Origin of the sequence: Sphingomonas sp. Root241 (genome assembly GCF_001428865.1) — a bacterium.
Lineage (GTDB): Bacteria > Pseudomonadota > Alphaproteobacteria > Sphingomonadales > Sphingomonadaceae > Sphingomonas.
This window is the reverse complement of record NZ_LMIV01000001.1, coordinates 2,102,229-2,122,587: the sequence shown is the minus strand read 5'-3', so window position 1 is coordinate 2,122,587 and position 20,359 is coordinate 2,102,229. Positions and strand designations below refer to the sequence as shown.

The 20,359-nt window shown below is 66.1% G+C and carries 22 protein-coding genes and 1 tRNA gene; 12 read left to right on the top strand and 11 right to left on the bottom strand.

The annotated features are described in order from the left end of the window. Window positions 1-49: 49 nt before the first annotated feature. Entirely contained in the window at window positions 50-514 is a 465-nt protein-coding gene (gene ruvX / locus ASE13_RS09760; protein WP_056614009.1) for a Holliday junction resolvase RuvX, read from the bottom strand. After that, complete coding sequence (locus ASE13_RS09755) at window positions 511-1,614, bottom strand: DUF3089 domain-containing protein (RefSeq protein WP_056614006.1); 1,104 nt, start codon at window positions 1,612-1,614, stop codon at window positions 511-513. Before ASE13_RS09755 ends, ruvX begins: the two co-directional genes overlap by 4 nt. 230 nt (window positions 1,615-1,844) lie before the next feature. Here ASE13_RS09755 and ASE13_RS09750 point away from each other — a divergent pair, with 230 nt between their 5' ends. The 3 genes from ASE13_RS09750 (at window position 1,845) to gatA (ending at window position 5,547) form a co-directional block, all read left to right on the top strand. Continuing rightward, window positions 1,845-3,623: a DUF4153 domain-containing protein gene (locus tag ASE13_RS09750; protein WP_082596526.1), complete on the top strand. Its 1,779-nt coding sequence runs from the start codon at window positions 1,845-1,847 to the stop codon at window positions 3,621-3,623. 48 nt (window positions 3,624-3,671) lie between these two features. Next, the gene (gene gatC / locus ASE13_RS09745) at window positions 3,672-3,959 is read left to right on the top strand and encodes an Asp-tRNA(Asn)/Glu-tRNA(Gln) amidotransferase subunit GatC (RefSeq protein WP_056614001.1); all 288 of its coding nucleotides are present in this window, start codon (window positions 3,672-3,674) and stop codon (window positions 3,957-3,959) included. A 106-nt stretch (window positions 3,960-4,065) separates the two neighbouring features. Further along, entirely contained in the window at window positions 4,066-5,547 is a 1,482-nt protein-coding gene (gene gatA, locus ASE13_RS09740; protein ID WP_056613997.1) for an Asp-tRNA(Asn)/Glu-tRNA(Gln) amidotransferase subunit GatA, read from the top strand. Here gatA and ASE13_RS09735 read toward each other — a convergent pair. Beyond that, window positions 5,519-6,622, bottom strand: coding sequence for an acyltransferase family protein (locus tag ASE13_RS09735; protein ID WP_056613994.1), 1,104 nt, complete (start codon window positions 6,620-6,622; stop codon window positions 5,519-5,521). The two genes, gatA and ASE13_RS09735, sit on opposite strands and share 29 nt — an antisense overlap. Before the next feature lie 67 nt (window positions 6,623-6,689). On the opposite strand from ASE13_RS09735, the gene gatB reads away from it, so the two are divergent. Beyond that, window positions 6,690-8,204 carry an Asp-tRNA(Asn)/Glu-tRNA(Gln) amidotransferase subunit GatB gene (gene gatB / locus ASE13_RS09730; protein WP_056613991.1) on the top strand — a complete coding sequence of 505 codons (1,515 nt, stop codon included), beginning with the start codon at window positions 6,690-6,692 and terminating at the stop codon, window positions 8,202-8,204. On the opposite strand, the gene ASE13_RS09725 is transcribed toward gatB, so the two are convergent. After that, window positions 8,182-8,607: a hypothetical protein gene (locus ASE13_RS09725; protein WP_056613988.1), complete on the bottom strand. Its 426-nt coding sequence runs from the start codon at window positions 8,605-8,607 to the stop codon at window positions 8,182-8,184. The genes gatB and ASE13_RS09725 overlap by 23 nt on opposite strands. Next, the gene (locus tag ASE13_RS09720; protein WP_056613985.1) at window positions 8,601-9,509 is read right to left on the bottom strand and encodes an acyl-CoA desaturase; all 909 of its coding nucleotides are present in this window, start codon (window positions 9,507-9,509) and stop codon (window positions 8,601-8,603) included. The genes ASE13_RS09725 and ASE13_RS09720 overlap by 7 nt, the downstream gene beginning before the upstream one ends. Before the next feature lie 84 nt (window positions 9,510-9,593). Here ASE13_RS09720 and ASE13_RS09715 point away from each other — a divergent pair, with 84 nt between their 5' ends. The 4 genes from ASE13_RS09715 (at window position 9,594) to ASE13_RS09700 (ending at window position 12,149) form a co-directional block, all read left to right on the top strand. Further along, window positions 9,594-9,929, top strand: a complete 336-nt coding sequence (locus ASE13_RS09715) for a metalloregulator ArsR/SmtB family transcription factor (RefSeq protein ID WP_056613982.1) — start codon at window positions 9,594-9,596, stop codon at window positions 9,927-9,929. 1 nt (window position 9,930) lies between these two features. Continuing rightward, the gene (locus ASE13_RS09710) at window positions 9,931-10,539 is read left to right on the top strand and encodes a peptidylprolyl isomerase (protein WP_082596524.1); all 609 of its coding nucleotides are present in this window, start codon (window positions 9,931-9,933) and stop codon (window positions 10,537-10,539) included. A gap of 204 nt (window positions 10,540-10,743) precedes the next feature. Then, window positions 10,744-11,280 carry a hypothetical protein gene (locus ASE13_RS09705; protein ID WP_235536905.1) on the top strand — a complete coding sequence of 179 codons (537 nt, stop codon included), beginning with the start codon at window positions 10,744-10,746 and terminating at the stop codon, window positions 11,278-11,280. Beyond that, entirely contained in the window at window positions 11,277-12,149 is an 873-nt protein-coding gene (locus ASE13_RS09700; RefSeq protein ID WP_056613976.1) for a hypothetical protein, read from the top strand. The genes ASE13_RS09705 and ASE13_RS09700 overlap by 4 nt, the downstream gene beginning before the upstream one ends. 31 nt (window positions 12,150-12,180) lie before the next feature. Here the strand turns inward: ASE13_RS09700 and ASE13_RS09695 are convergent, their stop codons facing one another. Genes ASE13_RS09695 through ASE13_RS09680 form a run of 4 tightly spaced genes read right to left on the bottom strand, consistent with a single transcriptional unit; the run spans window position 12,181 to window position 13,624 of the window. Further along, window positions 12,181-12,900, bottom strand: coding sequence for a Crp/Fnr family transcriptional regulator (locus tag ASE13_RS09695; protein ID WP_056613973.1), 720 nt, complete (start codon window positions 12,898-12,900; stop codon window positions 12,181-12,183). Beyond that, complete coding sequence (locus tag ASE13_RS09690) at window positions 12,897-13,169, bottom strand: DUF6894 family protein (protein WP_056613967.1); 273 nt, start codon at window positions 13,167-13,169, stop codon at window positions 12,897-12,899. Before ASE13_RS09690 ends, ASE13_RS09695 begins: the two co-directional genes overlap by 4 nt. A gap of 18 nt (window positions 13,170-13,187) precedes the next feature. After that, window positions 13,188-13,406 (bottom strand): hypothetical protein, encoded by a 219-nt coding sequence (locus ASE13_RS09685; RefSeq protein ID WP_056613964.1) that lies wholly within the window; start codon window positions 13,404-13,406, stop codon window positions 13,188-13,190. Between the two features lie 32 nt (window positions 13,407-13,438). Next, window positions 13,439-13,624 carry a hypothetical protein gene (locus ASE13_RS09680; protein WP_056613961.1) on the bottom strand — a complete coding sequence of 62 codons (186 nt, stop codon included), beginning with the start codon at window positions 13,622-13,624 and terminating at the stop codon, window positions 13,439-13,441. A 109-nt stretch (window positions 13,625-13,733) separates the two neighbouring features. Between ASE13_RS09680 and ASE13_RS09675 the strand changes: the two genes are divergently transcribed. The 3 genes from ASE13_RS09675 (at window position 13,734) to ASE13_RS09665 (ending at window position 16,650) form a co-directional block, all read left to right on the top strand. Continuing rightward, window positions 13,734-13,818 (top strand) — tRNA-Leu (locus ASE13_RS09675). A 64-nt stretch (window positions 13,819-13,882) separates the two neighbouring features. Then, window positions 13,883-15,535 (top strand): trigger factor, encoded by a 1,653-nt coding sequence (tig, locus tag ASE13_RS09670; RefSeq protein ID WP_056613958.1) that lies wholly within the window; start codon window positions 13,883-13,885, stop codon window positions 15,533-15,535. Window positions 15,536-15,714: 179 nt separating this feature from the next. Further along, window positions 15,715-16,650 (top strand): glycosyltransferase family 2 protein, encoded by a 936-nt coding sequence (locus tag ASE13_RS09665; protein ID WP_056613955.1) that lies wholly within the window; start codon window positions 15,715-15,717, stop codon window positions 16,648-16,650. On the opposite strand, the gene ASE13_RS09660 is transcribed toward ASE13_RS09665, so the two are convergent. Next, window positions 16,611-17,924, bottom strand: a complete 1,314-nt coding sequence (locus ASE13_RS09660; protein WP_056613952.1) for a hypothetical protein — start codon at window positions 17,922-17,924, stop codon at window positions 16,611-16,613. The genes ASE13_RS09665 and ASE13_RS09660 overlap by 40 nt on opposite strands. 228 nt (window positions 17,925-18,152) lie before the next feature. After that, window positions 18,153-19,181, bottom strand: a complete 1,029-nt coding sequence (locus ASE13_RS09655) for an SDR family oxidoreductase (protein WP_056613948.1) — start codon at window positions 19,179-19,181, stop codon at window positions 18,153-18,155. Between the two features lie 427 nt (window positions 19,182-19,608). On the opposite strand from ASE13_RS09655, the gene ASE13_RS09650 reads away from it, so the two are divergent. After that, the gene (locus ASE13_RS09650; protein ID WP_056613945.1) at window positions 19,609-20,262 is read left to right on the top strand and encodes an ATP-dependent Clp protease proteolytic subunit; all 654 of its coding nucleotides are present in this window, start codon (window positions 19,609-19,611) and stop codon (window positions 20,260-20,262) included. The last annotated feature ends 97 nt before the right edge of the window (window positions 20,263-20,359 follow it).

Here is a 20,359-nt window from a genome sequence, read left to right as displayed (position 1 = left end):
AGCATGCGGTATACTATGGCGCCGGATGGAAATTTGCGGGTAGCGGCGACTAAGTCACGTTCACCAGCGCGTCGATCGCGGCCTGCAGGATATGCGCTGCCGCCATGTTGTCGATCATCTCGGCGCGGCGGGCGCGGCTGAAGTCCTGCTCGATCAGCGTGCGCTCGACTGCGACGGTCGACCAGCGCTCGTCCCAGAGCAGGATGGGGAGGGCCATGTCGTCGAGATTGCGCGCGAAGGCGCGGGTCGATTGGGTGCGGGGGCTGTCCGTGCCGTCGAGGTTGAGCGGCAGGCCAATGACGAGGCCCTTCACCTGCTGCTGCGCGATCAGCTCGGCGAGCGCGGCCTTATCCTTGGTGAATTTGGTGCGGCGGATGAGCGAAGCCGGGCTGGCGAAGCTCCAGCCGGCGTCGCACAAGGCCGTGCCGATCGTCTTGGTGCCGACATCGAGCCCGAGCAGGCGCCCGCCGACGGGCAGCGCGGCGCGGAACTCGGCGGAGGCGGTGGTGATCACTGCTTGTACGCCGCCAGCCGGCGCTCGGCATCCTGGCGCACGTTCGCCCAGAACAGGCTGTAGTCGAACACGTGGTAATTGTTGCCGGGCAGGACGTACTGGCCGAAATCGGGGGGCGTGCGGCCGATCGAGATGAAGCCGCGGCCGTCGCAGCGCGCGGGGACGCGTCCTGTGACGAGCTGCGCCGACTGGAAGCTCATGTCGGGGATCAGCGTGCCGAGATTGGCCTCGGCCGGGGCGGATCCACCGGGCTTGCCGGTCAGCGGGTTGGTGCAGATCATCGGCGTCCCCGCGCGGGGCTTGCCAGTGAAGCCGGTGGTCGCGTCGAACGTGTCGAGGATCAGCGAGGGATCGGCAGGCTCGGAGAAGCTCTGCCAGGAGAGGATGCAGCCAGCCTCGTCGGGACGCGAGCAGGCGGGCAAGCCCATCTTGGGCAGGTCCGCGGTGATCGAGACCGGCCAGCCGACGACATAGGCCGCGACCACGCGCTTCGCGAGCGGCGTGCCGGCGATTCGATCGACGAGCAGGCGCGAGAGATGGAGCGCGCCCTGGCTGTGGCCGGCAAGGACGATGGGGCGATCGCCGGCCTCCTTCACGAATTCGTCGAACGCCGCGATCACGTCGCGATAGGCGAAGTCGAGCGCCTGCTGCGCGGCCGCCTTGTTGGTGAGGAAGGCGCCGAAAGTGGCCTGGCGGTAGCGTGGCGCCCAGATTGCGCCGACCGAATTGAACGCGCTCGCCTGGCCGCGCAGGAACAAGGCGGCGCGGTTGTTGGCATCGGCATTGTCGAGCGGCGCATTCCACGTCGCGGTGTCGAGGAACGAAGTCGGGTGGACGAAGAACACCGCGGCCTCGGGCTCGTCCGCGGGCTTGAAGCCCTCCGGAGTCCAGAGCGCGGGATTGCCGGGCTTGTCGGGACGGGCGATCCACATGTCGGCGCGCGCATAAGCGGCGCGATCGGGCGGCGGCAGCGCGACGGCCTCGCCGCCGGGCACCATGAACTGGCGCATCAGCTGAACGCCGTAGAAGCGATAGGCAAAGGCGGCGGCGAGCGCGAGCACGATCAGGACTGCGACGACATACAGGAACTTCCGGGCCAAAACGCACTCTCCATTGTGCGGTGCAACATAAACCGACGCGTTGCAATCGCGTTCCCGTGGCGCACGCTTGTGCCGGATGCAACTGCGTTGACGTAACCATTGGGGCAGGGGATGTTCCAGCCGCGAAACGGGGACGGATTTGGCGCCGCTCAGGAAAAGCTCAGCCTTTGATCATGCCGCGGCAGGCGGCTTGCGCCAGATCACGCGCTTCAACAAATCGGAGATCGGCAATGCAGGGGGATGAAGCCATCGCAGGCGAGGGGCCGGTACCGGAGAACGGCTGGACAATGCGGCCCTTGATCCTTGCGGGATTGGGGCTCGTCGCCGGATTGGTGGTGCATTTCATCCTCGGCCCCGGCTTTCACAACAATCTCACGACGCTGCAGGCGAGTTCGGTGACTGGCGTGGTGTTCGTCGCGGGACTGACGGGCTTCACGCTCGAGCGGCGGCTCTGGTGGTGGTCGCTGCTGTTCGCGGCGGCGCTCGCATTGGTCGGCGCGCTGGTGGTGGCGTGGAACGGCACGCCCGAGGACTGGAGCGTCGGCGAAGGCTGGCGGATGGTGAGCCTGTTGCTCGCAGTGGCGGTCGCGGCACCTTTGTTCCAGGCGGCGCGCGACGAAGGCGCCCGGCGCTTCCCGTACGAATCGGTGCACGACCATGCCTGGACCAATGTGGTTTTGTGGTTCGCATGCTGGGTGTTCGTCGCGATCGTCTTCGCGCTCGCCTGGCTGCTGGCGCTGCTGTTCGACCTGATCAAGATCGATTTCCTGAAGGAGTTGCTCGAAAAGGACTGGTTCTGGCGTTCGCTGATCGGGCTCGCCTTCGGGGCGGCGCTCGGCCTCCTGCGCGAGCATGACGGCGTGGTGCGGCTGCTCCAGCGCGTGGTGGCGATGGTGCTGGCGGTGCTCGCGCCGGTGCTCGCCGTGGGGCTGGTGCTGTTCGTCGTCGCGCTGCCCTTCACCGGACTGAACGCCTTGTGGGAGGCGACCAAGTCGACCACGCCGATCCTGCTGTTCTGCGTCGCCGGTGCATTGGTCCTCGCCAACGCAGTGCTCGGCAATGCGCCCGATCAGGAGCGACGCTTCCCGCTGCTGCGCTACGGCGCGATGGGGCTGGCGGCGGTGATGCTGCCGCTGGCGGTGCTCGCCACGATCGCGATCTCGCTGCGCACCGGGCAATATGGCTTCACGCCCCAGCGGCTCTGGGCGATCGTGTTCGTCGCGCTCGCGTGCCTGTGGGGCGGGGCCTATCTCTACGCCCTGGTACGCGGCCGGCTGGACTGGGCTGCCCGGATACGGCCGCTCAACCTGATGCTCGCTTTCGTGGTCTGCGGCGTGGCGCTGGTGCTGGCGACGCCGCTGGTGAGCTTCAATGCGATCTCGACGCGCGATCAGGTCGCGCGGCTCGAATCGGGTAAAGTGACGCCTGAGCAGTTCGACTGGCGCGCATTGGCGTTCGACTTCGGTGCACCGGGGAGGGCTGCGCTCAAGAAGCTGCAGGGTTCGGCCAACGCCACGATCAAGGCGCGGGCGAACGAAGTGGCCACCGCCAAGATGCGCTGGGACGTACGGGACACCAGCGAGCAGGCAAGGAACCGCGCCCAGGTTACCGCCAATGTGCGGATGCTGCAGCCAGGCACCTCGCTGCCCGAAGCGCTGCGCGAACGAATGGCGCAGGGTTATATTTGTACGCGCGAGCAGAAGTGTGGCGTGCTGCTAATCGGTGAAAGCGAAGCACTGGTGTTCGAGGACAGCTGCTTCGCTGCACCGAAGCCCGCCGCAAAGGCGCCGTCGCCCGCGCCGCCGCCGGTTCGTATCGCCTGCCGCGACGGCGTCCGATATCACCTTGAAAACGGCAAATGGGAGCAGGGGAGCGCTGCGCGCGCGACAAGCGCCCAGGACGAGCAGGCGATTTCGGACGGTTATGCCGCGGGCAATGTCGAAATCCGCACCGTGCCGCGCCGCCAGGTCTATGTGGGCGGTGTGCCGGTCGGCGATCCGTTCGAATAAAACAGGCACCGCTTGAAGGCAGGGGGCGCGGCTGTTAGTCGCGCCCTCATGTCCGTAGACACTGCAACCGTGAAGAAGGTGGCCAGCCTCGCCCGGATCGCGATCAGCGATGCCGATGCCGAGCGCCTTGCGCCAGAACTCAACAACATCCTCGGCTGGATCGAGCAATTGGGCGAGGTCGACACGTCCTCGGTCGAGCCGATGACCGCCGTGATCCCCAATACGCTCCGGCTTCGGGAAGACGTGGTCACCGAAGGGCAGCAGCGCGACGCCGTCCTCCAGAACGCGCCGCAGGGCGAGCACGGCTTCTTCACCGTGCCGAAGGTGGTCGAATGATGCGTATTTCCGTCACCCCGGCGAAGGCCGGGGTCTCGTGCCGGAAGGGCACGCTCCACGACGCTGAGATCCCGGCTTTCGCCGGGATGACGGGGGAGGTGCGGGCATGACCGACATCACCGATCTCGGTATCGCGCAGCTGCGCGACGGCGTCCGCATGGGGACCTTCTCGGCGCGCGAAGTCGCCGACGCATTCGTCGTCAAGGTGAGCAAGGCGAAGGCGCTCAACGCGTTCATCGTCGAGACCCCCGATCACGCCATCGCCGCAGCCAAGGAAGCCGATGCCGCGCGTGCCGCGGGCGAGACGCTCAAGCCGCTGGCCGGCGTGCCGATCGGCATGAAGGATCTGTTCGCCACCAAAGGCGTGCAGACCACCGCGGCGAGCCACATCCTCGAAGGCTTCAAGCCGGTCTATGAATCGACCGTGTCGCAGCGGCTGTGGGACGCGGGCGCGGGCATGCTCGGCAAGCTCAACATGGACCAGTTCGCGATGGGCTCGTCCAACGAGACGTCGTATTTCGGCAACGTGATCTCGCCATGGCGGCGCGGCGGCGGCGACAATGCTCCGCTGGCGCCCGGCGGCTCCTCGGGCGGTTCGTCCGCGGCGATCGCAGCGCGCGTCGTGCCGGGCGCTACCGGCACCGATACCGGCGGCTCGATCCGTCAGCCCGCGGCGTTCACTGGCATCTCGGGCATCAAGCCGACTTATGGCCGCTGCTCGCGCTGGGGCGTGGTCGCCTTCGCCTCGTCGCTCGACCAGGCCGGGCCGATGGCGCGCTCGGTGCAGGATTGTGCGATCCTGCTCGAGAGCATGGCAGGCTTCGATCCGAAGGATTCGACCTCGCTCGAGCTGGCCGTGCCGAAATGGGAGGCCAATCTCTCGGGCAATCTCCGCGGCAAGAAGATCGGCATTCCCAGGGAATATCGCGTCGACGGCATGCCGGCCGAGATCGAGGCACTCTGGCAGCAGGGCATCGACTGGGTGAAGGATGCCGGTGCCGAAGTGGTCGAGGTGTCGCTCCCGCACACCAAATACGCGCTGCCGGCTTATTACATCATCGCGCCGGCGGAGGCTTCGTCGAACCTCGCGCGCTATGACGGCGTGCGTTACGGCCTGCGCGAGCTGGCCGAGGGGCAGAACCTGCAGGACATGTACGCCGCAACCCGCGCCGCCGGCTTCGGCGAAGAAGTGAAGCGCCGCATCCTGATCGGCACGTACGTGCTCTCGGCGGGCTTCTACGACGCTTATTACACCCAGGCGCAGAAGGTCCGGACCTTGATCGCGCGCGATTTCGAGAATGCGTGGATGGAGTGCGACCTGCTGCTCACCCCGACCGCGCCGAGCGCCGCATTCGCGCTGGGCGACAAGGGCGATCCGCTGGCGATGTACATGAACGACGTCTTCACCGTGCCGAGCAGTCTCGCGGGCCTGCCGGCGATGTCGGTGCCGGGTGGCCTCGACAAAGGCGGACTGCCGCTGGGCCTCCAGATCATCGGCAAGCCGCTCGACGAGCAGGGCGTGCTCGACGCAGCGCTGGCGATCGAGCAACGCGCCGGCTTCACTGCGCGGCCGGATAGCTGGTGGTGAGCGTCGGATCGGCCGGCGCGCACTGAGCGCGGCGCCGCCGAATCCAGAGTTGTGCCGGCGCGTCGATCCAGCGGGTCGCAGCCCAAGCCACGATGAATGTGACCACCACGAGCACGGTCAGCCCGGGAATGCCCGACGCGCCGAGTGTCTCGGTCGATACGAGCAAGGTGCCGAGCTGCTGGATCGGCTGGTGCAGCACATATACGCCATAGGAAACGCCACCAAGCCCCGCGCCGATGCGGCGGGACAGCGGGTTGGTGCGTGCGTTCGCGCCGAGCAGCACGAGCAGCGGGAAGAAGACCGTCGCCGCGAGAAAGTCATAGCCCGCGCCGAACGCCAGCCCGGTACCCGGTGCGAAGGCCGCGAGTAATGCGAGCCCGAGCAACCAGTCGGGCAAGGCGATGCGCACGCGCAGGCGGGCATGCAAGAAGTACAGCGCCACCCCGGCGAAGAAGCCGTAGAGCACGCGGCAGCCGCCTCCGGCGAGATCGGTCCAGCGTGCGCCAGCGTCGAGCGAGCCGAACTGCTGTGCGGCCAGGCCGACCAATAGAAACCCGGTCAGCAGGACCGCAGGCAAAAGGGGACCGCGCAGCCGGAACGCGATGGCCGCGAAGAGCAGGTTTGCCAGAAGCTCCCAGAAAAGCGACCACGCCGGATAGACGAACGGGAAGAGATTGGGGCCCATTGCCGCATCGGGTGGGGCGGGTAGAAACAGCAGGTTCGCGCCAAGCGTGGCGGCCCAGGAACCGAGCGGGGCGCCGTTGGCGAACGCGAATGCCGCCGCCAATAAGGTGGCGAGCAAATAGAGCGGGTAGAGCCGCGTCAGCCGCCGAACGAGGAAAGTCCGCGCGCCCTGCTCCTGTGACAGGCTGGGCCAATATGCCCGCGCGAGCACGAATCCGCTGAGCACGAAGAACAGGTCGACCGCGAGATAGTCGCGTGGAAGGAATCCGATCAGGTCGCCCGGCCAGGGAAAGTGGCGTGTGACGATGGCCAGCGCGGCCAATCCGCGCAAGAGATCGAGTGCGGCGAGGCGGTCGGTCTGCGGCGCGTCCATCGCGGCCGGATCTGCCATGGCTGCAGTTAACAAAGTGCTGGCAAGGTGCTGGCGGCGAAGGGGGGGCTCGTGCTAGCGGGGCCGCATGAACGATTCCGCAGTTTCCAGCTACCGCATCAAAGGCGACACCGGCGAATGGGAGGTCGTGATCGGCCTCGAGGTCCACGCGCAGGTCACCTCCAACGCCAAGCTATTCTCGGGCGCGGCGACCGAGTTCGGCGCCGAGCCCAACAGCCAGGTGTCGCTGATCGACGCAGCGATGCCCGGCATGCTGCCGACGCCGAACAAGGAGTGCATCCGCCAGGCGGTGCGCACCGGCATGGCGCTGGGCGCGGTGATCAACAAATATTCGCGGTTCGACCGGAAGAACTACTTCTACGCCGATCTGCCGCAGGGCTATCAGATCAGTCAGCTCTACCACCCGATCGTCGGCGAGGGTCGAATCGAGATCAGCCTCGACGAGAAGGACCCCGAAGCCTTCACCAAGGAAATCGGGATCGAGCGCATCCATATCGAGCAGGATGCCGGCAAATTGATGCACGATCAGCATCCGACGCGCTCCTATGTCGACCTCAACCGCGCCGGCGTCGCGCTGATGGAGATCGTCAGCCGCCCGGACATGCGTTCGCCAGCCGAAGCAGGGGCTTACGTCAAGAAGCTGCGCTCGATCCTGAGATATGTCGGCAGTTGCGACGGCAACATGGAAGAGGGCTCGATGCGCGCCGACGTCAATGTCAGCGTGCGCAAGCCGGGCGATGAATTGGGCACGCGGACCGAGACCAAGAACGTCAATTCGGTGCGCTTCGTGATGGCCGCGATCGAATATGAAGCGCGGCGCCAGGTCGAGACGCTCGAGAGCGGCGGGCGGATCGTCCAGGAAACCCGGCTGTTCGATCCCGATCGCGGCGAGACGCGCTCGATGCGCTCGAAGGAAGACGCGCACGATTATCGCTATTTCCCCGATCCGGACCTGCTCCCATTGGTGCTCGACGACGCGTTCCTCGACGCGTGCAAGGCGAGCCTGCCCGAGCTGCCCGACGCCAAGCGCCGCCGCTACGAGAGCGATCTCGGCCTCTCCGCATACAACGCCGCGGTGCTCACCGCCGACGCCGAGACCGCGCGCTGGTTCGAGGCTTTGCTGGCCGAATCGGCGCGGGTCCAGGCCAAGGGCGAGCAGGAAGTCGCGCGTCCCGCGGCCAACTGGCTGATCTCGGACCTGTACGGCGCGCTCAATCGTCTCGGCAAGGATCTCGACGAGAGCCCGGTCAGCCCCGTCCAGGGCGCCGAATTGCTCGCCTTGGTCGCCGACGGCACGATCTCGGGCCCGCTCGCCAAGCAGGTCTTCGAGATCATGCTCGAAACCGGCGACAGCGCGCCGAAGATCGTCGAGGACCGTGGGCTCAAGCAGACCAGCGACACCGGTGCGATCGAGGCGGTGATTGCCGAAGTTCTGGCGAAGAATCCGGGGCAGCTCGAACAGTATCGCGGCGGCAAGGAGGCCTTGTTCGGCTTTTTCGTCGGCCAGACGATGAAGGCGATGGGCGGCAAGGCCAACCCCGTGGTGGTCAACGAACTGCTCAAGAAGGCGCTGGCGGGCTGACCGGCTCGTTCGGCGCATTCGTCTCGCTGCGCACCCCGCGCCAGAAGGCGATGCCGCCGGCAATCCCTGCGGCGCCGAACAACAGCGCATCACTTGGGAATGGTGTCGGGGCGAGAAGAGTCACGTCGCCCAGGAACAAGACCGCCTCTCCTGCCAACAGTCCCGCTGCTGCGGCGGTCCAGTCGTTCGCCAGCTTCACTTGGACTGCCAGTCGATAAACCACAGCCGCGGGAACAATCGCGACGGGTAATATCAGCAGCAGCGCGATCGGAAACGCGATCAGGCCCAGAGGCCCCATCTGCGCAAGGAACCAGCAGTTGAACACCGCGGCAGCGGCGATGCTCCCGCCAAGGGTACTTCCGGCCTGGGTACCGCAGGCGGCAGGGCGCTGTTTGGTCAGCATGCTGCCTCCAGACAATTGAGTTCGCTGCGGCGGGGAAGCGTTGCGGGCGTCCTGATGTCCCAGGCCAGTCCCGCGCGCTCCAGCAGGCGGATGAACGCGAAGCCGAGATCGCTCTGCCCCGGATAGAGGCCGATCCGCGCCGAGCCGGGGAAGGCGTGGTGGTTGTTGTGCCAAGCTTCGCCCATGGTGATCAGGCCAGCCCATGGGACGTCATGCGCCTGCACGCCGGCTCCCTCGACCAGCCAATGCTGGGGCCCACGTGTGTGCGCCAGGTGTCCGACGAACCAATGCCCGTGCACCGAGATGGCGACCCGCGCGCAGACGCCCCAGACGACGAACCCCCATCCGCCGGCCCAGAATAGCAGCGCCGTGACCGGCAATTGCTGCACCATCCACGTCGTTTCGAGAAAGCGATAGAAAGGGTCGCGACCGGCGCGGCCGAGCTCGAACGCCGGCGGATGCGCGAGTTCGAGCCGACAATGCATTTGCCACCATGCGTCCTTCAGCATCGGGCTCCGGTGGCTGAGATAGGGATGGCAGGCGGGCTGGCGCTGCGCCCAGTCGCGCAGATCATGGGTGCGGATGATGCCGTGCGGTCCGCTCATCCCGACGACCGTACCGAACCAGACGAGGATCCGTTCGAGCCAGAGCGGGCATTCGAAGCTGCGATGAATCAGGCGGCGATGGAAGCCGACCGAATGGCCTAGCAATAGCGTCGCGCCGGTGGTCAGGACGAACACCATGAGCGCGCCGGACGAGAAGGTGAGGGGCCCGAGCAGAATGGCGCCGCCTGCCATGCCGCCATTCCACAGCGACAAGGCCGGGCTCCAGCGCACCTGCCCCTCTACCGGGTCGGCACCGGGCGTTTCGATAAGGCTGTTTACTGCGTGAGGATCGTGCATGAGGCGACTCGCAGGCAATTAAGGAATTACCTAATTACTAGATTTGGACTGGAAAGCAATGAAGCAATCACTTAAATATTGGGCATGCAACGCGTGTTCGAAGCCCTGTCCTCCACCGTCCGACGGAAAATCCTCGCTTATCTGAGCCATGCCGAGCTGACCGCCGGCGAGATCGCGGCGCGGTTCGAGATTTCGAAGCCGGCGGTATCGCAGCATCTTTCCGTGCTTGAAAATGCCGGGCTGGTGACGAGCGAGAAGCGCGGGCAATATGTCCATTATCGACTGGTCGAGGCCAATCTCGCCAATGCGCTGAACGGCTATCTGCAGGAGGTTTGTCCGGTGTCCAAGCCACTCAAGGCCGAGAGCGCCAAGCTGGCCAGGGCGAAGGACGCGGTGAAGGATGAAGCAGGGGAGGCGTGAGATGATCCGGGGAATGGTTTTTGCGCTGCTGGCCGGCATGCTGGCATTTCCCGCCGCCGCTCAGACCACCGCGGTCAATCCGCGCGTGGTGCTCGAGACGAGCGCGGGGCGGGTGGTCGTCGAGGTCTATGCCGACAAGGCGCCGATCACCGCCCGCAATTTCCTGCGCTATGTCGATCAGAAGCGCCTCGACGGGATCGTCTTCTACCGCACCGTCAAGGTCGCGGACCATTTCGGTTTCGTCCAGCTCGGCGTGCAGAACGCGCCTGCGAAGATGCTGCCGCCGATCAAGCACGAGCCGACCAGCCAGACCGGCATCAAGCATCTCGACGGCACGCTGTCGATGCCGCGGCTCGCGCCGGGCAGCGCGCGTGGCGAGTTCACGATCATGGTCGGCGATCAGCCTTCGTTCGACGCCGACCCGAGCAAGCCGGGCGACAATCTCGGCTATGCCGCTTTCGCGCGCGTCGTTGAGGGGATGGACGTGATCCTCAAGATCTTCGACGCCCCGACCTCGCCGACCAAGACGCTGCAGGGCAGCTTCAAGGGTGAGGTTCCGGAAGCGCCGGTGAAGGTGCTGGCGGCGCGGCGGCTTCCGGCCGCCAAGTGAGACTACCGATCACTTCGGCATTGTTTCGAGCGCTTCACTGAATATCCTGCCCCCCGGGGGAATGGCGATTCGACGCCATTCGAGGGGGAGGAAATCATGGTAAGAGCGAGTGTGGCTGCCCTTGGGGCGGCCGCGTTGACGGGGGCCGTCGCGCCCGCCTGTGCGCAGGAAGCGGTTGCGAATGCGGGGAACGCCCCGGCCGCCGTGTCTACTACGGCCACTCTGGCGGACAGCGATTCGCCCTTCGGCATGCCTGAGGCGGTCGACGCGGCATCGGTCAAGATGCCCGAGCTGGCGTTCAAGCCCGATCCCAGCGATGCCGGCGACTACGACAAATATTATTACTTCCGCCGGACCGACACCGATTTCGCGACGGCCTATGCCGATGTCCGCGAGTGCGACGGCTATGCGCGCGGCTTAGCGAGCGGGATCGGCTACACCCAGGTGCCTTATCCCTATACCGGCACGGTGGCCGGCGCGGTCGGCGGGGCGCTGGGCAACTTGATGGCGCAGGCGATCTTCGGATCGGGCGAGAAGCGCCGCGTGCGTCGCGTCAACATGCGGACCTGCATGCACTTCAAGGGCTATGACCGCTATGGCCTGCCCAAGAAGCTGTGGACCGAGTTCAATTTCGAGGAAGGGCTGTCGGGCGTCAGCGAGAAAGACCGCACCCGCTATCTGCAGCAACAGGCGCTGGTCGCATCGTCGGCCGCTCCGCAGGAAAAGGCGCTGGGCCTGTGAACAAGCTTTTCCTCTCCGCGCTGGCGTCGCTGACGCTGGCGAGCCCCGCGATCGCGCGCGACAAGCACCCGGTGTTCGTCGAGACCAGGGCCGTCAAGGACAAGCCGGTGGTGGCGCTCGATCCCGCCAAGGCCTATGTCCTGCTCCGCACCGACGAAGCGGTGCCGCTCTATCTGATGCGCGTGCCGACCGCGGAGGATCAGGCGGCCTATGCTGAGCTCCGCGCCGACGCATTTGCCGAAGCGCACGAGAAATATCTCAAGAAGCGCGCATCCTATGATCGCGCGGTCGCCGCGGCGGCGAAGCTGCCCAAGGGCTCGCCACCGCCCCGGATTCCGGAGGAACCCGTCGAGCCAACCGAAAGCAATTTCGAGTTCACGCCCTTCGGGATGATGGCGGCGGTGGGGATCGGCCCGCTCGACCGCTTCGCCAAGGCGAAGGGCGGCGCGTCGACCTATTTGCAGGAAGTCACGCCGGGCGAATATCGCGTCTATGGGCCGCTGGCGCTCGCCAATGGCGCCGCGCCGCTCGGAACCTGCTTCTGCATGGGCAGTGTCAAGTTCGAGGCGCGCGCGGGCGAGATCGTCGACATGGGCGTGATCCTGACCGACGGCGTGGAGCGGCCCAAGGCGCCGCCGGGCGATTCGTCGATGCCGGTGGTGATGGACATCCCCAATTATCTCGGGCCGGCCCCGGCGGGCATGACGATCGATCCGCGGCTGGCGCAGATGACGATCCGGCCCGCGGCTTATCGGCCGGTGGGCAAGCTGCCCAATTATTTCGGCGTGACGATCGGACGAATCCCCGAAATGGCCGGGGTGCTGCGCTACGATCGGGATCGCATCGTCGATCTGACGGCTGCCAACTGAAGCGTCGCGGTGGCGCGGCGCTCCGCCCGCGTCACCGCGAACGCTTGTCGAGATAGAGATAGGCGGGATCGAACTCCGCCTCGCGCCGCAGCCCGGCGAGGTCGCGGATCGTCACGCGCCGGCTGCGAAACTCGACCAAGCCACGCTCGCGCAATTCCTTGAGCACGCGATTGACGTGCACCGAAGTGAGGCCGAGGCATTCGGCGAGTTCCGTCTGCGTGATCGGCAGCGCATATTCGCGCTCGCTGGCGAGGCCGACGAGGCCGAGGCGCACCTGAAGCTCGCAAAACAGATGCGCGGTGCGCTGGAGCGCGTTGCGGCGACCGAGCGAGACTTCCCACTCCCGGTGGATCGCGGCGTCGAGATTGGTCGAGAACCACATCACCCGGGCGAGATGGGGGTGATCCACGGTGATCTTCTTCAAATTCTCGTGCGGCACCTGCACGACCGTGCTCGCCGTCAGCGCCATGATGTTGTGATCGAGATGCTTCAGCGTGAAGCTGTGCAGATCGACGAAATCGCCGGCGACGTGCAGTTCGGTGATCTGGCGTTGGCCGTCGCTCAAGTCCTTGTACCGGCAGACGACACCTTCCAGCAGCAGCGTCGAACTGGTGAGTTCCTTTCCGGCCGGGATGAAGGTGCGGTCGGCGGGAATTGTCCGGACCTCGCCCAGGGCATCGCGCAGCGCCTGCTCTTCCTCCGCGCTGATGTCGTCGCGCGCGCGCAGCTTCATCAGATGCTTTTCGATCATTTGGCTTCTCGCTCCGGCGGCGAATCGTCCAGCTTGAGTTCGATTGCATCCCGGAAAGGCAGCGTCGTGACGACGGCTCCCCGGTGATCGGCGATATCGATCCGTCCCCGCAGGTTGATCAGCCCGGCCGATTTGATTTCATCGCTCAGGATCGAGCGCACGCTCTCCTTGGCCCGTTCGCGTGCGGCATCGAGATCGGGGAAGTCTTCGCCTTCCTGATCGGGTGTAAAGCCGTACCCGTTGATCAGGTTCAGATAATAATGGGCCATCGGACTTGCTGTGCTCCGCTATTGCTGCGTCCTGTCCTGGTTCTTCACTTCGCCCGCGGTTCCGCTGACGCCGTCCGCTACGCCGGTCGGCTCCAGCGGCGAATGGGCATCGCCGCCGCCTGCCGCATCGGCTTCGTCGGCGCGCGATTGCACCGCTTGCTCCAGGTCCGAACGGGAATCGTCCGCCGGCCCGGCGATCGGGCCGCGCAGTTCGGCGTCGCTTTTGGTCTCGCCCATGTCTGTCTCTCCTTCCCTGGGTCAACGCGGCCTCAGGCCATCGGTTGCCCGGGGGCAACGTGCGGATCGCCGCCGGGCTGGGGCGCCGGAACGTCGATATCGGGGGCGGGTGGGTTATATTCGGGCGGCGGCGCGGTCGGCTGGCCCGGCTGCGGCGCGCCCGGATTTTCGGACGGCGCGGGCTCGGGCTGGGCGGGAATCGGCGGCTCGACGGGCATGGGGCATCTCCTTTTCCCGTGCTGAACGTCGGCGGGGCCAAGCAAGTTGCTTCGCGGCTTGCCCCCGGACCCATGACTGCTATAGAGCCCGCCGACCGGCGGTGCCCCTGCGGGCGTGGCGGAACTGGTAGACGCGCCAGATTTAGGTTCTGGTATCGAAAGGTGTGGGGGTTCGAGTCCCTTCGCCCGCACCAGGCACCGTCGCTCTTGATCAGCGTCCCGGCGCCGCGATCTCATTCTTTTTGGAAGCTTGAACTGATGCAGACTGTCGAGACGTTGAACGAGGGCCTGAAGCGGGCTTACACGCTCAAGATCACCGCCAAGGACATCGACAAGAAGGTCGATGCCGAAGTGAAGCGGGTCGCCCCGCAGGTCCGCATGCCTGGCTTCCGCCCCGGCAAGGTTCCCGCGAACCTCGTCCGCAAGATGCATGGCGAGGCGATCGCGCAGGACGCGCTCAACAACTCGATCCAGGAAGGCGTGCAGAAGCTGCTCGTCGACCACAAGCTGCGTCCGGCGATGCAGCCCGCGGTGAGCCTCGAGGGCGAATATGCGCCCGGCAAGGATGCCGAGATCAAGATCGAGCTCGAAGTGCTCCCCGACGTGCCGACGCCGTCGATCGAGGGCCTCAAGCTCGAGCGCCTGACCGTTCCGGCCGATGACGCCGCGGTCGACGCGCAGCTCAAGGAGCTCGCCAGCAACCAGAAGGGATGGGACGATGCCCCGGCCAAGCACAAGGCCGCGACCGGCGACCAGGTCACGATGGACTTCGTCGGCAAGACCGCCGACGGCGTCGCCTTCGAGGGCGGCACCGGCGAGGGCATGGCGGTCGAGATCGGCTCGGGCCGTCTGATCCCGGGCTTCGAGGACCAGCTGGTCGGCGTGAAGGCGGGCGACGAGAAGACGATCAGCGTCACCTTCCCGAAGGATTACGGTTCGAAGGATCTCGCCGGCAAGCCCGCGACCTTCGATCTCAAGATCACCGCGGTGAAGACCGCCGGCGAGACCAAGATCGACGACGATTTCGCCAAGCAGCTCGGCCTGCAGGACCTCGAGCAGCTCAAGGGTCTCCTCAAGGGCCAGATCGAGCAGCAGCTCAATGGCCTCACCCGCACGTACATGAAGCGCAAGCTGCTCGATCAGCTCGCCGCCGGCCATGATTTCCCGGTGCCGCCGTCGATGGTCGACGCCGAGTTCCAGCAGATCTGGCACCAGCTCGTCCACGAGACCGAGCACGAGGCCGATCCGGCCGCGGCGCTCGCCGAGCTCGAGTCCGAGCGCGACGACTATTTCAAGATCGCCGAGCGCCGCGTGCGCCTGGGCCTGCTCCTCTCCGAGATCGGCACCGCCAACGGCGTCGAGGTCTCGCAGCAGGAAATGAGCCGGCTGATCGCGCAGGCCGCGCAGCAATACGGCCCCGAGGATCGCCAGCGCTTCATGCAGTACGTCCAGCAGGAGCCGATGGCGGCCGCCCAGCTGCGCGCGCCTCTGTTCGAGGACAAGGTCGTCGACTTCCTGTTCGACAAGGCCGAGATCAGCGAGCGCGAAGTGACTCGCGAGGAACTGGAAGCCGCGATCGAGAGCGACGAGGGCTTCGATACCGGCACCCACCACCACGATCACGACAACCACAAGCCCAAGGCCAAGAAGGCCGCCGCCAAGAAGCCTGCGAAGGAAGCCAAGGCTGACGACGCCAAGGCCGAGGAGCCGGCGAAGAAGGCGGCAGCCAAGCCGAAGAAGGTCGAGAAGGCCGATATCGAGCCCGCCGCGCCCGGCGACGAACTCGTCGAGGCCGAGCCGGTGAAGAAGGCCGCGACCAAGAAGGCGCCCGCCGCCAAGGCCGAGAAGGCGGAAGAGGCTCCGGCCAAGCCCGCCAAGAAGGCACCAGCGAAGAAGAAGGCCGAGGGCTGAGCCTTGCTTTCCCTCTCCCTTGATGGGAGAGGGAAGGGGCCCGCGCCGAAGGCGTGGGAAGGGTGAGGGTGACATCTCGGCAGGGTGCTCGCTCACCCTCATCCAAGCTACGCTAGGCAGCAAGCTGCCGAGCTTCGCTATCCTTCTCCCATCAAGGGAGAAGGTTTGGGGGGAATGGCTTGTCTGAACCGCGCATCGCAGTCCTTCTGCCCTGCTACAACGAGGAAGCCGCGATCGCGCAGACGATCGCCGGGTTCCGCGCGGTGTTCCCCACCGCCATGATCTATGTCTACGACAATAACAGCCGCGATCGCACGATCGAAGTCGCGCGCGCGGCCGGCGCGATCGTCCGCAGCGAACGGATGCAGGGCAAGGGCAATGTCGTCCGGCGGATGTTCGCCGATGTGGATGCCGACATCTATGTGATGGCCGATGGCGACGCGACCTATGACGCGAGCGTCGCACCGACGATGGTCGATCGGCTGGTGCAGGAGGGGCTCGACATGATCGTCGGGACGCGCGTGCATGAGGCGGCGGAGGCCTATCGCCGTGGCCATGTCCTCGGCAATCGGGCGATGACCGGGCTTCTGGCGCAATTGTTCGGACGCAGCTTCACCGATATCTTCTCGGGTTACCGGGTGTTCTCGCGGCGCTTCGTGAAGAGCTTCCCGGTGCTGTCGTCCGGGTTCGAGATCGAGACCGAGATCAGCGTACACGCGCTCGAACTCAAGATGCCGGTCGGCGAGGTCGAGGCGCGCTATTTCGCGAGGCCCGAGGGATCGGCGTCGAAGCTCAACACCTGGCGCGATGGATATCGGATCGCGAAGACGATCGCGGTGCTCTACCGGATCGAGCGGCCGATGCTGTTCTTCGGCTTCATCGCTACCGTGTTCGCGATGATGGCGGTGCTGCTCGCTGTGCCGCTGGCGATCACCTATCTGCAGACCGGCCTCGTGCCGCGCTTCCCGACCGCCGTGCTCGCGACGGGCTTGATGATCCTCGCCTTCCTCAACCTGTTCACCGGGTTAATCCTGGATACGGTGGTGCGCGGGCGCCGTGAGATGCGTCGGCTGGCTTATCTGGCAGTGCCGGGGCCGACTCTACCGACGACATAGCGCCCGGCGCGCAGCAGCGCCTCCACCGCGAAGAAGGCGAGCATCCCGTAGACGAGATAGGAATAGCGCGGGATCGGCTGGACGATCGCATAGGGTAAAGCCGCGCCGGCGATATAGATCGCGAGCCAGCCATAGCCGCGCCAGCGCCGGTAGATCGCGGTGGCGAGCCCGAGCAGCCCGAACAGGCTCACCAGCGACAGCAGGATCGCGCGGGGAGTGCGCCATTCCTCCCCGCTGCTGAAGTAGAACTGCCATGGCGAAGGCAAGAAGAACTGACGGAGATGACGCGCGCTGAGCCGCGCGAAATCCAGCGGATGCGCGACGATCCACGCCTTCGTCTCGGCGGCTAGGTTGCGCGCATAGGCGATCTCACCTCCTTCGCGAGCGAGTTCGGCGCGTGCCGGGCGGCTGTGATAGGGGTGTATCGCCAACATCCGTTCGGCGAAGGTCTCGGCGGGCCTGTCGCCGGAAACGGCGGCGGGGTGATTGGCGATCGCGATCTCCAGCCCGAAATTGCTGCGGAGCGGCACGGGCTCGCCGAGCATCGCGGCGTTGCGCATCGCCCAGGGCACGATCAGCAATGCGAGCGCGGCCGCGCACAGACCGCCGAACTGGAACGCCTTGGCCAGGCCGAGCCGGCGCAGCGCGAACAATCCCCAGCAGGCATAGATGCCGAGCCCCGCGGCGGGGCTGACGAAGAAGGTCAGTGCGGCCAGTGCGGCGCAGAGCAGCAACGAGCGCCAGTCGGGCTGCGTAGGTTCGTCGAGCGCCAGCAGCAGATTTAGGTTGAGCGCAGCGAGCGTCACCGCCGCGGCGCCCTCCCAATAGCGGAAATCGATTGTCTCCTGCGGCTGAAACACCGGCACGAGGCAGAGCAAGGCGAGCCCCCAGCGGATCGCCGTCGGGTCCATCCCGAGGCGCTGGAAAAGCCGGCGCAGCAGCAGATAGCTCGCGAAGGTCTGGAGCAGCGACCAGCCGAGCAACGCCAGATTGGCCGGAACGCTCAGCGGCCCGAACAGCCAGAAGAGGAAGCCCGCGATGCCGGGAAGCACCGGCAGCAGATGCGCGGTCGGCCCATAGCCTTGGTAATAGGCATCGGCGAATGTGCCGGTGCGCGCCAGTGCGAGTGCGATCCGCGTGGCCTCGCCGCCGCCGTAGAAGCCCGTCAGCCCGTCGCCACGGACCTGGAGCAGCAACAGTCTGAGCGCCAGCCCGCCGAGCAGCAAGCACAGCACGAACCGCCGCTCGTCGGAAATCGAAGATCCTGTCCCCATCGCGCCTCGATAGCGGGAGAGAATGGAAAATGCCTTAGCGTGTGTCGAGGTCAACTATCTGACTCCCCTCCCTGCTTGCAGGGAGGGGCTGGGGGTGGGTGCGCGCGTCTGCGCGCTTAAAGGAAGCTCTGGCCTCGCAGCAAAACGGCACCGGCTGGGGCATCGAGCCCCAGCCGGTGCCACCCACCCCTGACCCCTCCCTTACAGGGAGGGGGAAGAGTTAAAAGCCTAACGTCCGATCAGGCCCAGCGCGATCAGGCTCTCGCCGCTGGCGACGATCGCGTCCTCGCGGGATCGCGGCGTCCAGCCGAGCACGCGGCGCGCTTTCTCGTTGCTCGCGCTCGCCTTGATACCCAGCCGGGGCACCGCTTCGCGCGCCAGCGGATTGAAGATCGCGAGCAGGCGGATCAGCCAATCGGGCAACTGACGCTTCGGCACCTTGGCGGCGGCAGGCCCCAGTCGTTCGCGCAGCACCATCGCCATCTGATGGAACGACATCGCCTCGCCTGCAACGGCGAGGAAGCGTTCGCCCGCGGCCGCCGGATCGGTCATCGCGCGCAAGTGGAGATCGGCGACGTCGCGGACGTCGACCACGCCCAGATAGAGCCGCGGCGTGCCCGGCATCTTCCCCTCGATCATCGTCTTCACGAGGAAGATCGAAGTCGAGAGATCGCCGTTCAGCGCCGGGCCGAAGATGCCGACCGGATTGACCACCGCCAACTCCATGCCGTTGCCTTCGCAGGCGATGAAATCCCACGCCGCGCGCTCGGCGAGCGTCTTGGACTTCATATAGGGCTGCACCGCCGGCCCGTCCGGATCGGTCCAGTCCGCCTCGGTATAGGGCGTGTCGCGCTGGCCATGGCCGTAGCCCACCGCCGCGAAGGACGAAGTGACCACGATTCGCTTCACGCCCGCGTCGCGGGCGGCGCGGAGCACCCGCAAGGTGCCTTCGCGCGCGGGGCGGATCAATTCGTCCTCGTCCTTTGGCTGTGCGGGCGGGAAGGGCGAGGCGACATGGTGGACATAGTCGCAGCCCGCCGCCGCCTCCCCCCAGCCATCGTCCTTTTCCAGATCGGCGGCGAAGAAGGAGAGGCGGTCGCCGGCATCCGCGCCCGCCGCGGCGAGCGTCGTGCGCACCTCGGCTTCGCGGGAAAGGCTGCGCACCGTGGTGCGGACTTCGTGCCCCGCCGCCAGCAGCTGCAGGATCACATGGCTGCCGACGAAGCCGGAGCCACCGGTGACTAGAACCTTGCTCATGCGAAACGATGTGGGCGCGGCAGGGCTGCCTTGCAATGTAGGATTTGGCGTGCTGCGGTCCGCTCGTGCCGGCATGTGGTGCTGCGGAGTCGCAGCCGCGTTCGGGGGCAAACGGCTGTCGCGTCACAGGGGCGTAGCCGGCGCGAACTAGGGGCGAAGGCGGCGCGTGAATGGCGCGATCGTGCCGCGTAGGTGCCGCGTTTGTGGCGCGCGGCACGAGCGTATCGGGCGCGTCGGTGACGCGTGACAACGGGAGGTAGGAGGGGAAGCGTGTCAACGACGGCCGAAAAAGCCCGTTTCGTGTCAACCGTGTCAAGCTGACGTGTCAAGCAGGCCCTACCGGCGGTTTACCGCGTTGCCCCCTTGCGCCGCGCAGTCCGAGCGCCGATGTTGGGTTTCTGGGCAACCATCCAAGAGAAAATCCCGCATGCATCCGCTTTCCGGTCAGATGACCATTGATCCCGTTACCGGCGGTCTCGTTCCCATCGTCATCGAACAGTCGAGCCGCGGCGAACGCAGCTTCGACATCTTCTCGCGCCTGCTGCGCGAGCGCATCATCTTCGTGACCGGCGGCGTCGAGGACCATATGGCCTCGCTGATCACTGCCCAGCTGCTCTTCCTCGAGTCCGAGAACCCGAAGAAGGATATCTGGATGTACATCAACTCGCCGGGTGGCGTGGTCACCGCCGGCATGGCCATCCACGACACGATGCAATATATCCGTCCGCGCGTCGGCACGGTGTGCATCGGTCAGGCCGCTTCGATGGGCAGCTTCCTGCTCGCATCGGGCGAGCCGGGCCTCCGTGTCGCGCTCACCAATGCCCGCATCATGGTGCACCAGCCCTCGGGCGGCGCGCAGGGCATGGCCTCGGACATCGAGATCCAGGCTAAGGAGATTCTCCGTATTCGCCAGCGGATGAATGACCTGTATGCCAAGTATACGGGCCAGCCGCTCGAGCGGATCGAGCGCGCGATGGATCGCGATACCTTCCTCGAAGCCAATGAGGCCAAGGAGTTCGGAATCGTCGACGAAGTGTACGACAAGCGGCCGCAGCCGACCGAAGACGCAGCAGCTGCTTAAGATTATTGGATTATAAGCCGTCCGGGGGCATGGCCCTTCGGACGGCGCAAACCGCTTGCTGTGGGCGGATTATGGATTGCCGGACGGGAACCCGCGT

Bases quoted from the DNA above. Each gene is read 5' to 3' on its own strand.
- ASE13_RS09650 (WP_056613945.1), top strand. From the start codon at position 19,609: ATGCATCCGCTTTCCGGTCAGATGACCATTGATCCCGTTACCGGCGGT.
- ASE13_RS09695 (WP_056613973.1), bottom strand. From the start codon at position 12,900: ATGATCGAAAAGCATCTGATGAAGCTGCGCGCGCGCGACGACATCAGC.
- ASE13_RS09725 (WP_056613988.1), bottom strand. From the start codon at position 8,607: ATGCTGACCAAACAGCGCCCTGCCGCCTGCGGTACCCAGGCCGGAAGT.
- gatB (WP_056613991.1), top strand. From the start codon at position 6,690: ATGAACGATTCCGCAGTTTCCAGCTACCGCATCAAAGGCGACACCGGC.
- ASE13_RS09750 (WP_082596526.1), top strand. From the start codon at position 1,845: ATGCAGGGGGATGAAGCCATCGCAGGCGAGGGGCCGGTACCGGAGAAC.
- ASE13_RS09685 (WP_056613964.1), bottom strand. From the start codon at position 13,406: ATGGGCGAGACCAAAAGCGACGCCGAACTGCGCGGCCCGATCGCCGGG.
- ASE13_RS09735 (WP_056613994.1), bottom strand. From the start codon at position 6,622: ATGGCAGATCCGGCCGCGATGGACGCGCCGCAGACCGACCGCCTCGCC.
- ASE13_RS09680 (WP_056613961.1), bottom strand. From the start codon at position 13,624: ATGCCCGTCGAGCCGCCGATTCCCGCCCAGCCCGAGCCCGCGCCGTCC.
- ASE13_RS09715 (WP_056613982.1), top strand. From the start codon at position 9,594: ATGCAACGCGTGTTCGAAGCCCTGTCCTCCACCGTCCGACGGAAAATC.
- gatC (WP_056614001.1), top strand. From the start codon at position 3,672: ATGTCCGTAGACACTGCAACCGTGAAGAAGGTGGCCAGCCTCGCCCGG.
- ASE13_RS09710 (WP_082596524.1), top strand. From the start codon at position 9,931: ATGATCCGGGGAATGGTTTTTGCGCTGCTGGCCGGCATGCTGGCATTT.
- ASE13_RS09720 (WP_056613985.1), bottom strand. From the start codon at position 9,509: ATGCACGATCCTCACGCAGTAAACAGCCTTATCGAAACGCCCGGTGCC.
- ASE13_RS09655 (WP_056613948.1), bottom strand. From the start codon at position 19,181: ATGAGCAAGGTTCTAGTCACCGGTGGCTCCGGCTTCGTCGGCAGCCAT.
- gatA (WP_056613997.1), top strand. From the start codon at position 4,066: ATGACCGACATCACCGATCTCGGTATCGCGCAGCTGCGCGACGGCGTC.
- ASE13_RS09690 (WP_056613967.1), bottom strand. From the start codon at position 13,169: ATGGCCCATTATTATCTGAACCTGATCAACGGGTACGGCTTTACACCC.
- ASE13_RS09660 (WP_056613952.1), bottom strand. From the start codon at position 17,924: ATGGGGACAGGATCTTCGATTTCCGACGAGCGGCGGTTCGTGCTGTGC.
- tig (WP_056613958.1), top strand. From the start codon at position 13,883: ATGCAGACTGTCGAGACGTTGAACGAGGGCCTGAAGCGGGCTTACACG.